We start from the raw sequence: 10650 nt of genomic DNA, 5'->3' as shown, positions 1-10650 counted from the left end.
GATTTTTGATTATTTCTTCAACAAGAGATAGATAAAATAAGGTGCTCCGATCAAGGCGACGACGATCCCAGCTGGCACGCCGTCCGGTCCCGCAATGTTGCGTCCGATCGTATCAGCGAACGCAAGCAACCATCCGCCGAGCAAGAGGGCAATCGGCAAGAAGAACTGATGCCGTGGTCCAACGAGCGCGCGGGCGATATGTGGCGCCATCAGACCGATGAAGGAAATCCCACCCGTGACGGAGACGGCAGCAGCGGCGAGTGCGACGGCTGTCAACAAGAGTTGGATCCGTTCTTTTTCAAGCGCGATGCCAACACCGATTGCGACCGGTTCATTCAAGGCAAGGAGATTGAGTTTATTCGCCTTATAGAACGTCAGCGGAATCAAGACGAGTAACCACGGTAAGAGTGAGTAGACGAAGATCCAGTCCGTCCCCCAGATGTTACCAGCGAGCCACTTAGCGATGAAGTCGACCTTTTCACGACGCGTCGACGAAATCAGGATGACCATGATTCCGGAGAGCGCCATCGAGAAGCCAACACCAGTCAAAATCAAGCGAATCGGTTGCAGTCCTTGCACACGGTCGTATGAGAATAGATAAATCGCCGTCGCGGTCACGAGCGCACCGAGGAAGGCGGCAATCGGTAACAAGTAAATGAACGATCCGACATCGACCGGGAAATACAGGAAAAACAAGGCGACGGCGACACCAGCTCCGGTATTGATGCCGATGATACCAGGATCAGCGAGTTCATTGCGCGTGATCCCTTGGAGGATCGAACCGGATAAAGCGAGTGCCATTCCTGCCATGACGGTGATGAGCAGTCGTGGTAAGCGGAGCGAATAGAGGACGAACTCCTCTTTGAATGAGCCGTTTCCAAGTAACGTCGGCAACAAACGATCATAGGATAGGGAAGCAGGTCCGAGACCGATGCTGACGACGAGTGTTGCGATCAATAGTGCCAGTAACGTCCAAAACGTCAGTTGCTGGCGGCGACGTAAACGAGATTCCATCATGAGAAAGCACACCCTCCTTTCCGAACGATCAAGAGGAAGAATGGTAGCCCGAGCATTGAGACGATCGCGATGACCGGCGTCTCATACGGTGCGTATAGTGTCCGACCGATCGTATCGGCAAGTAACATGAACGTCGCACCAAAGATCGCGGTCATCGGCAGAATGAACCGATAGTCCGTTCCGACGATCGCGCGGACGATATGTGGAATCATCAGCCCGATGAACGCCATGTTACCGACGAGTGCAACAGCAGCACCTGCAAGCAGAATGACGACAACATAAAGTACTGCTTTGATCCGCTGGATGTTTTGCCCGAGTCCGAGCGCGACTTCTTCCGATAGACTGAGAATCGTCAATTGTCGGGAGAAGATGAAGGCAATCACAATCCCGATCGCGATGACCGGAGTGATGACTTGCAGTTGTCCCCATGTCGACCCGACGAGTCCACCGGACGTCCATTGTGAGACATCTTGAGCGATCTTGAAGTAGATGCCGATGCCTTCCGCAATCGCATACAGAAAGGCTGAGATCGCGGAACCGGCAAGGACAATCCGGAGTGGCGAAAAACCACCTTTTTTCGAAGCACCGATTCCAAAGACAAGTGCTGCCCCAAGTGCTGCACCGACGAAACACGCAATCATGATACCGAAGTACTCAATTTTCGGAAACAGGACGATGACGAGTGCAAGTGCTGCGTTCGCACCCGCCGTCAGACCAAGTAGACCAGGATCGGCGAGGGGATTGCGTGTCATCGCCTGCATGATGGCACCAGAGACACCGAGTGCCGCTCCGACGAGGATTGCTGCTAATTCCCGTGGCAGGCGGATTTCCTGGACAATTTTTGCTTTTTCATTCAACGGTCCGAACGTCAAGGCGTTCCAGACTTCGCGGATCGTCGTATCGGCAGCGCCGAACGTCATCGCGATCCAGAACATCCCGAAAAAGAGGACAAGACCGAGTGTGATTTTTATGCCGAACGGAATTCGACCAGCTGACATGAATGTCGCCTCCATTTCTGATTCAGGGAGTGAGCCGCAAAAAAAGGAAGGGATCCCGCAGGTTCCCTCCCTTATTTATTATGCACCAAGGAAACTTTTCTTGAAGAACTCGAGTTGACGTTCGAGTGTGAGAGGATCATTGAAGTAAAATTCCTTCGAATCGACTTCGAAGACATGATCGTTTTTGACGGCTGGAATGTTTTTAAACGTATCCGTTTTCGTGAATGAGTTGTCCGCTTCTGCGCTCTTGCTGAAGACGAGGTAGTCGCCTGCATATTCAGGGAGGACTTCTGGTGACAACGCATAGTAACCATCTTTTAATGCCATCTTCGTGACTTTATCCGGCATTTTTAATTTCATTTCTTGATAGAGAATCTCTGTTCCACGACCCCAGTTGTTGCCGAAGACGTAGAGTTGTTTATCGAAACTTTCGATGACAGAAACAGTAGCATCTTCACCGATTTTTGCTTTGATGTCTTTACCGGCAGCAGCGGCACGTGTTTTGAAGTCTTTGACCCAATCGCGTGCTTCCTGTTCTTTGTTGAGCAATTTACCGATTTCGATATGTTGCGTCAAGTAGTCGACTTTTCCGTATGTGTACGTGACCGTCGGAGCGATTTTTTTGATTTTGTCGAGGTTTTTCGTTGTCGAGTAGCCGATGATCAAGTCAGGATCGAGTTCGATGATTTTTTCAACGTTCTCTTCCGAAACTTCCGTGACATCTTTTAGTTTATCGAACTTCGGATTCGCTTTTGACCACGAATCAACACCAACGACAGGAACGCCGAGTGCCATGACGTTGCCGGCAAAACCAGCGAGGACGACGACTCGTTTTGGATGAGCTGGAACTTTAATGTTTCCATTTTCTGATTTATATGTGATCGTTTCGTTTTTCGAACTAGATGCTGCGTCGTCTTTTTTCTCTGTATTGCCACACGCTGCGATGACGAGCGTGAGAATGAGTAGAACCGGTACAAGTAGTTTCTTCATGATTTAATCTCCCTTGATTAAGTTGTAGGTGATACACATCGGCTTGTTCGTCCGCGGATCGCGTCCGATTTCAGCATCGATATGGAATACTTCTTGTAAGACATCTTTTGCGATGACTTCCTCACACGTTCCGGCTTTGACGACTTCGCCGTTTTTCATGGCGATAATATAGTCGGCGAAGCGTGCCGCTTGATTCAAGTCATGCAGGACCATGACGATCGTCCGTCCTTCGGTCCGGTTGAGATATTCGAGCAGTTCGAGCACCTCGAGTTGGTGGGCGAGATCAAGATAAGTCGTCGGTTCATCGAGAAAGATGATATCTGTCTCTTGAGCGAGTGCCATCGCAATCCAGACCCGTTGACGTTGACCACCGGACAGCGCATCGACTGGACGATGTTTGAACGCCATCGTGTCCGTTGCTTCGAGTGCCCAATCGATGATCTCATAATCGTGTTTCGTCAAGCGTCCGAATCCTTTTTGGTACGGGAAACGACCGTATGAGACGAGCTCTGCGACCGTCAGACCACTTGCGCTCTCTGGAGTTTGTGGCAGAATAGCCATTTTCCGGGCAAGCAGCTTCGTGCTTTCCTTGGCGATATCGAGACCATCGAGCAACGCACGTCCCGATTGATGGGGAATGATCCGTGTCATCGCTTTCAGCAAAGTTGATTTGCCGCATCCGTTCGCCCCAATGATCGTTGTGATTTGACGATCGGGAATTTGGACGGACAAATCTTTGACGATGGGACGATCACCGTAGCCGATATTGATTTCTTCTGTTGCTAGACGTACCATACGCGACGACTCCTTCGTTGTTCTCTCCATTTTTCAATGATAATGATTATCACTATCGTCTCATTAACCATACCAGTCTCATAAAAACGCTGTCAACATTTTTTCTTGTGTTCAAGAGATGTTCACGTTATCATGAGAGAGTGAGAATGATAATCAATAACAATCAAGGATGAGGAGTGAGTGAGATGAGGGAACAGGAGTTGTTCGACGTAACGATCATCGGTGGAGGACCAGCAGGGTTATATTCGACGTTCTATAGTGGTCTTCGAGGTATGAAGACGAAATTGATCGAGTATCAAGCAGAACTCGGAGGAAAATTGCACGTCTATCCGGAAAAGATGATCTGGGACGTCGGCGGACAGCCACCGATCACTGGTGAAAAACTCATGGCTCAACTCGTCGAACAAGGACTGACATTTCAACCGACCGTTCAATTGAATGAAAAGATCATCTCGATCGCAAAAGACGTCTTCGGCAACTTCGTCTTAGAAGCAGAATCGGGTCGGATCCATTATTCGAAGACGGTCATCGTCGCGGTAGGCGGCGGCATCCTCAATCCACAAAAATTAAAAGTCGAAGGTGCAGAACGCTTTGAAGTGTCGAACTTGAACTATACGGTCAAATCGATTGAACGCTTTAAAGGAAAGACCGTCATCGTCTCAGGTGGTGGAAACTCGGCGATCGACTGGGCGAACGAGCTCGAACCGGTCGCAAAAAAAGTCTACGTCACGTATCGCCGGGATTGTTTCTCGGGGCACGAGGCGCAAGTCGACCAGCTCGTCAAAAGTTCTGCTGTCTGTCTCCTTAATACGACGATTCACAAGCTGATCGCAAGTCCTGATCATCAACGGATCGCATCGGTCGAATTGATCGACTGTCAAACAGAGGAAATCGTTGAGATTCCAATTGATGAAGTCATCATCAATCACGGCTACGAGCAGGACGCGGCACTGCTTGACGCCTGTGATCTCGATATCGCACGGGTCGATGACTTCTATATCGCGGGGAACGCGGCGAGCGAGTCGAGTGTACCGGGACTATATGCTGCCGGAGATATTCTTTCACACGACGGGAAGGTCCATTTGATCTCAGGTGCCTTTCAAGATGCGGCGAATGCCGTCAACCGGGCAAAACGCTTCATTGAGCCGGAAGCGCCAAAAGTGGCGATGGTCTCGTCACATAACGAAGTCTTTAAAAAACGCAATCGTGCGTTGATTGAGGAACGCGTCAATCAACAATCTTGAATAATGTTTAAACGTCCAAAATGCTTGGAAACAAGCGGATTTTGGACGTTTTTTTGTATGAATTTCATTTTTGTGCTATAACAGAACGATTTGACAACGTACTGTATTTAGGACAAAATTCTACTTATGTTCCACTACATGTAGGATACAAGTAAGACGGATGTAATAAGGAGGAAGGGTATGACAACTACGAAACGTAAGCCAATTGGCCTTGCCTGGCAAATTTTAATCGGCTTGATTCTCGGGATCACAGTCGGTGGTGTATTTTATGGGAATCCCCATGTCGCGGAGTGGCTTAAGCCAATCGGTGACATCTTTATCCGGATGATGAAAATGATCGTCGTTCCGATCGTCTTTACGACGATCGTTCTCGGTGTCTCATCGGTCGGTAGTCCGAAAAGTCTCGGACGTCTCGGCGTCAAGACACTCGGTTACTTCACGATCGTAACGATGATCGCGATTTTCACGGGGCTGTTCGCAGCCAATCTCGTTGAACCGGGTGCTGGTATTAACATGTCGACACTTGATAAAACGGACATCTCGACGTATGTCGAAACGGAAGAGACGACACAAGATGCAGGACTCGTCGACAAAATCGTCAACATCGTCCCGACGAACATCTTGGACGCGATGGTCCGCGGTGATATGCTTGCCATCATTTTCTTCTCGGTCTTATTCGGACTCGGTGTCGGTTTTGCAGGAGAGAAGGGCCAACCGGTCGTTCGTTTCTTTGAAGGCGTCGCAGCAGCGATGTTCAATCTCGTTAACATCGTCATGAAATTCGCGCCGATCGGTGTCTTCGCCTTGATCGGTGTCACGGTCTCGACGTTCGGGATTGAATCGCTCGGTTCATTGTTTAAACTGATTGCGACGTTATACGTCACAGCGCTTCTCTTCATGGTGATCGTCTTCGGCGGCATCATGAAGTGGGTTGGTGTTCGGGTCTCAGACTTCGTCCGCGTCTTCAAGGATGAATTGCTCTTGACGTATTCGACAGCCTCTTCAGAAACGGTTCTTCCACGGATTATGGAAAAACTCGAGAAGATGGGCGTGCCGAAATCAATCGTCAGCTTCGTCGTACCGACGGGTTATTCGTTTAACCTTGATGGATCTGCGCTGTATCAAGCGCTCGCAGCCTTGTTCATCGCACAAATGTACGGGATTGATCTCTCGATCGGAACACAGCTGACGCTTGTCTTCGTCTTGATGCTGACATCAAAAGGGATGGCTGCCGTTCCTGGCGTCTCCTTCGTCGTGTTGCTCGCAACACTCGGTACAGTCGGTATCCCGGCAGAAGGACTTGCCTTCATCGCGGGGATTGACCGAATCATGGATATGATGCGCTCGGTCGTCAACGTCACAGGAAACACGCTCGCTTCACTCGTCATCGCGAAGTGGGAAGGTGTCCTTGACGAAGACCAACTCGAGACGTTCATGTCGACAGAAAATAAGAAAGACGACATCCGCAGTGCGTGATTGTCGTAAGTATGGGGAAGGACTGAATCGTCAGTCCTTCTTTTTTTCGTCCAAGAAAATAGATTAAATTCGATTGTTTTTAAAGAAAACCTTTTATTTTTGATTATAGTTAAAATTATATTGAATATTATTTATTTTATAGTTAATATTATTTATATAATCACAGGGGAGAGGCGATAGGATGGAAACGGTAGGAATCGTCATTGGTATTGTCACAGTCTGTATCGTACAATTTTACTTAGCGCGGCGCAGAAGAGTCTTTAGTTTCATCATTCCAGCGATCATCATTGGTCTCGGAATTTACTGGTATTTCGGAACAGGACCACACACGTCGGATCGTGAGTCATTGATCCGAATCGGTACATGTGTTGGATTGTCTATGATGATCTCAATGGCTGAGATGGGTGTCGACTCGCGCCGTAAGCAACTGAAGCGTGAAAAAGATCGAATGGAGATTCAAGATTTGTAAGAGAAGTGAGGGAATACGATGGAACGACAAGACGTGCCCGCTTGGGTACTGGCACTCGAACAGGAACATCTCGAGTTCATCCGGAAGTTCGTCTTGAGCTCCGGTTCGTTGAAGGATATGGCAGCTGCCTATCAAGTATCCTATCCGACTGTCCGGGCGAAGTTGAACCAGTTGATTGAGCGGATTGATTCGGTGCAACAGGAAGATGTCGAATTCATCAATATGATCAAGAACTTGGTCTTAGATGAACGGTTGAGTCTTGATGTGGCGAAAACGATCATCGATTCTTACCGCAAGGGTCAAGCGAAAGAATAAGCCAAAAAACGAGATTCCCGCCTGACGGAAATCTCGTTTTTTTATTGTTTATCGTTCTTTTTATCCTGTTCCTTCTTGATCATCTTCTTTGCTGCTGAGCGGAAGCGGAAGATCAAGTAAAGACGATAGAAGTCGATTGCGGCGAACAAGGTCAGGAGGATCGTCCAGAAGTTGAAGACCGTTCCTGCCTCGACTGAGTTGTTGTAGGCAAGAAACATGAAAAGAACACCAAAGATGGCATAGAACAATGCCATGAAGTTCGAGCTTTGACGCATGAAAACACGACCTTTCGTAAATTAAGACATCGCGTAGATGGCAAGTACGACGATTCCGTTGTTAAAGACATGAATGGCGATCGGAGCAAGAATCCGGCGCGTCTTGACGAAGACGAGTGAGAAGACGAAACTCATCGCGACATAGATCAAAAATTTGTTGTCTTGGTGGATCAGGGCGAATAAGCCACCCGTCAGGATGAAGCTAAAGAAGAAACCGAGCTTCGATGAGAGATTGCCGAACATGATGTGCCGGAACAAGAACTCTTCCATGATCGGTCCAAGCAAGACGACCATGACTTGCAGGAGTGGGATGACTTGAATCGCTTGAATGATTTGATCCGTATTTTGCGATTTCGCGACATTTTCGATCCCGCCTGCCATCCAGGCATCGATCAAATTGACGCTGATCAAGAGTGCATACAAAAGCGCAATCCCGATTCCGATCCATTTTAGTGTATCCATCGGATCGGTTTGACGTCCTTCTGCCTTCCATTTCTGCCAATCAGGACGCAGACAGTAGTAGGAGACGATGACGGCGACCGTGAAGCCGATCGCGAGCCACCAACCGGCGACGTCAGCAATGACGTTCTTCGGAAGGAAATACTGGAACGAACCCGGAACCAATTGGACGATCAGATAGATGATGATCGGGATGACGTGACGCTTTTGCCACTTCTCCGCCATCAGAAAAGGCAGACTGATTGGATTTTTCATCGTACAGGACACAACTCCTTTGTAATGAAGGTACTGTCCCGATTGTAACAAACAAACGGTCTTGGCGCACGATTGACGATGATTCAAAGGTGTCGATTTCGGGAAAACGGATAAAGGTTCAGGCTTGAATTCAGGAGAGAAAGCGTATAAGATAAAAATATGTTAGCACTCAACGAAAGTGAGTGCTAAAAACAATCATTTTCAAGGAGGATGTTTCGCATGTTAAAACCACTTGGTGATCGCATCGTGATCGAAGTCGTTAAAAAAGAAGAAACAACACTCGGAGGAATCGTTCTTCCTGGGTCAGCGAAAGAAAAACCACAAGAGGGTAAAGTCGTCGCTGTCGGTACTGGCCGTGTGACAGAGCAAGGCGTACGTGTACCACTTGAAGTGAGTGTCGGAGATCACGTCATCTATGCACAATATGCCGGTTCGGAAGTCAAAGTCGACGGCAATGAATACTTAATTTTACGCGAAAGCGATATTTTGGCAGTAGCCGAGTAATTCAGTCAATCATCTATAAGGGGGATTTCAGTCATGGCAAAAGACATTTTATTCAGTGAAGAAGCACGTCGGGCAATGCTCCGCGGGGTCGACGCATTAGCGGATGCAGTCAAAGTCACGATCGGACCAAAAGGACGCAACGTCGTCCTCGAGCGAAAGTTCGGTTCACCACTCATCACGAATGATGGCGTGACGATCGCGAAAGAAATCGAACTCGAAGATCACTTCGAGAACATGGGTGCAAAACTCGTCGCAGAAGTTGCCTCAAAAACGAATGAAATCGCAGGGGATGGTACGACAACAGCGACAGTCCTCGCACAAGCGATGATTCGGGAAGGTCTCAAAAACGTCACAGCGGGCGCAAACCCGATGGTCATCCGTAAAGGAATCGAAAAAGCAGTCCGTCGTGCTGTCGAAGAGTTGCACACGATTGCAAAACCAATTGAAGGTAAAGAAGCGATCGCCCAAGTCGCAGCGATCTCAGCAGCGGACGAAGAAGTTGGTCAATTGATCGCAGAAGCAATGGAACGTGTCGGTCAAGATGGTGTCATCACGATCGAAGAATCACGTGGCTTCACGACAGAACTCGACGTCGTTGAAGGAATGCAGTTCGACCGTGGTTACGCGTCACCATACATGATCACGGATTCAGACAAGATGGAAGCGGTCCTTGAAAACCCGTACATCCTTGTCACGGACAAAAAAATCTCGAACATCCAAGAGATTCTTCCAGTCCTCGAGCAAGTCGTTCAGCAAAACAAACCACTCCTCATCATCGCAGAAGACGTCGAAGGCGAAGCACTTGCGACCCTCGTCGTCAATAAACTCCGTGGTACGTTCAACGCGGTAGCAGTCAAAGCACCAGGCTTTGGTGATCGCCGGAAAGCGATGCTTGAGGACATCTCGATCGTCACAGGCGCAGAGTTGATCACAGAAGACCTCGGTCTTGATCTGAAAGAAACACAAATCACGCAACTCGGTCGTGCGTCGAAGGTCGTCGTCTCAAAAGACAACACGACGATCGTCGAAGGACATGGACACGGAGATTCGATCGAAGCACGCGTCGGTACGATCCGTGCACAAATCGAAGAGACGACAAGCGACTTCGATCGCGAGAAATTACAAGAGCGTCTTGCGAAACTCGCAGGTGGCGTAGCGGTCGTCAAAGTCGGAGCAGCAACCGAGACTGAGCTCAAAGAACGTAAGCTCCGGATTGAAGATGCACTCAACGCGACACGCGCAGCAGTCGAAGAAGGCATCGTAGCAGGTGGGGGAACAGCTCTCATTCACGTCACGAAAGCTGTCGAATCGATTCTGTCGGTCTCAACAGGCGATGAAGCAACAGGTGTCAACATCGTTCTTCGTGCACTTGAAGCACCACTTCGTCAAATTGCGGAAAACGCAGGTCAAGAAGGCTCAGTCATCGTCGAGCGTCTCAAGCATGAAGCACCAGGAATGGGCTACAATGCGGCGACAGACGAGTATGTCGACATGATCGAGACAGGAATCGTCGACCCAGCGAAGGTAACGCGTTCAGCACTTCAAAACGCGGCGTCCGTTTCAGCGATGTTCTTGACGACGGAAGCTGTCATCGCCGATAAACCAGAACCAGCTGGATCTGCTCCTGCAATGCCTGATATGGGCGGCATGGGTGGAATGGGCGGAATGATGTAAATATTTTCTCTTGAAAATGCGCTAACTTTGATAAGTCAAAGTTAGCGCATTTATTTTGGGGGTAAAAAATAAAAAATCATAATTAAAAATAGATAGTGAATATATTAATAGATTATCTTGGAGTGAAAATATATATTTAGGAAAATAGTTTTCAAGATATTATTAACAAATTAAATAAA

General features: G+C 48.5%; 12 protein-coding genes. 6 read left to right on the top strand and 6 right to left on the bottom strand.

The features are described 5' to 3' along the window. Window positions 1-9: 9 nt before the first annotated feature. The 4 genes from Q9R23_RS08015 to Q9R23_RS08000 all read right to left on the bottom strand — a co-directional run bounded on the left by Q9R23_RS08015 (window position 10) and on the right by Q9R23_RS08000 (window position 3800). Entirely contained in the window at window positions 10-1014 is a 1005-nt protein-coding gene (locus Q9R23_RS08015) for a FecCD family ABC transporter permease (protein WP_214853170.1), read from the bottom strand. Beyond that, entirely contained in the window at window positions 1014-2015 is a 1002-nt protein-coding gene (locus tag Q9R23_RS08010) for a FecCD family ABC transporter permease (RefSeq protein ID WP_311246790.1), read from the bottom strand. The genes Q9R23_RS08015 and Q9R23_RS08010 overlap by 1 nt, the downstream gene beginning before the upstream one ends. A gap of 78 nt (window positions 2016-2093) precedes the next feature. Next, window positions 2094-3005 (bottom strand): iron-hydroxamate ABC transporter substrate-binding protein, encoded by a 912-nt coding sequence (locus tag Q9R23_RS08005; protein WP_311246789.1) that lies wholly within the window; start codon window positions 3003-3005, stop codon window positions 2094-2096. Window positions 3006-3008: 3 nt separating this feature from the next. Next, on the bottom strand, window positions 3009-3800 hold the full coding sequence (locus Q9R23_RS08000) for an ABC transporter ATP-binding protein (RefSeq protein ID WP_214852023.1): 792 nt from the start codon (window positions 3798-3800) through the stop codon (window positions 3009-3011). 185 nt (window positions 3801-3985) lie between these two features. Between Q9R23_RS08000 and Q9R23_RS07995 the strand changes: the two genes are divergently transcribed. The 4 genes from Q9R23_RS07995 to Q9R23_RS07980 all read left to right on the top strand — a co-directional run bounded on the left by Q9R23_RS07995 (window position 3986) and on the right by Q9R23_RS07980 (window position 7304). Then, window positions 3986-5044 carry an NAD(P)/FAD-dependent oxidoreductase gene (locus Q9R23_RS07995; RefSeq protein ID WP_023469593.1) on the top strand — a complete coding sequence of 353 codons (1059 nt, stop codon included), beginning with the start codon at window positions 3986-3988 and terminating at the stop codon, window positions 5042-5044. A 180-nt stretch (window positions 5045-5224) separates the two neighbouring features. Next, window positions 5225-6520 carry a cation:dicarboxylate symporter family transporter gene (locus tag Q9R23_RS07990; RefSeq protein ID WP_311246788.1) on the top strand — a complete coding sequence of 432 codons (1296 nt, stop codon included), beginning with the start codon at window positions 5225-5227 and terminating at the stop codon, window positions 6518-6520. 181 nt (window positions 6521-6701) lie between these two features. Beyond that, a complete protein-coding gene (locus Q9R23_RS07985) occupies window positions 6702-6989 on the top strand; it encodes a hypothetical protein (protein ID WP_290756304.1) in 288 nt (95 codons plus the stop codon). A gap of 18 nt (window positions 6990-7007) precedes the next feature. Then, on the top strand, window positions 7008-7304 hold the full coding sequence (locus tag Q9R23_RS07980) for a DUF2089 family protein (RefSeq protein WP_214852030.1): 297 nt from the start codon (window positions 7008-7010) through the stop codon (window positions 7302-7304). 41 nt (window positions 7305-7345) lie between these two features. Here Q9R23_RS07980 and Q9R23_RS07975 read toward each other — a convergent pair whose 3' ends face one another. Both Q9R23_RS07975 and Q9R23_RS07970 read right to left on the bottom strand, forming a co-directional pair. Continuing rightward, entirely contained in the window at window positions 7346-7579 is a 234-nt protein-coding gene (locus Q9R23_RS07975) for a DUF4305 domain-containing protein (protein ID WP_214852032.1), read from the bottom strand. Between the two features lie 21 nt (window positions 7580-7600). Then, window positions 7601-8293, bottom strand: a complete 693-nt coding sequence (locus Q9R23_RS07970; protein WP_058713945.1) for a CPBP family intramembrane glutamic endopeptidase — start codon at window positions 8291-8293, stop codon at window positions 7601-7603. 219 nt (window positions 8294-8512) lie between these two features. Between Q9R23_RS07970 and groES the strand changes: the two genes are divergently transcribed. Together groES and groL are read left to right on the top strand one after the other, a co-directional pair. Beyond that, entirely contained in the window at window positions 8513-8797 is a 285-nt protein-coding gene (groES, locus tag Q9R23_RS07965) for a co-chaperone GroES (protein ID WP_023469587.1), read from the top strand. Between the two features lie 33 nt (window positions 8798-8830). Beyond that, window positions 8831-10471, top strand: a complete 1641-nt coding sequence (gene groL / locus Q9R23_RS07960) for a chaperonin GroEL (RefSeq protein WP_023469586.1) — start codon at window positions 8831-8833, stop codon at window positions 10469-10471. Window positions 10472-10650: the final 179 nt, after the last annotated feature.

Origin of the sequence: Exiguobacterium sp. BRG2, assembly GCF_031844245.1 — a bacterium.
GTDB lineage: Bacteria > Bacillota > Bacilli > Exiguobacteriales > Exiguobacteriaceae > Exiguobacterium_A.
The sequence above is the reverse complement of the archived record's forward strand: the minus strand, read 5'-3'. Positions and strand labels throughout refer to the sequence as shown.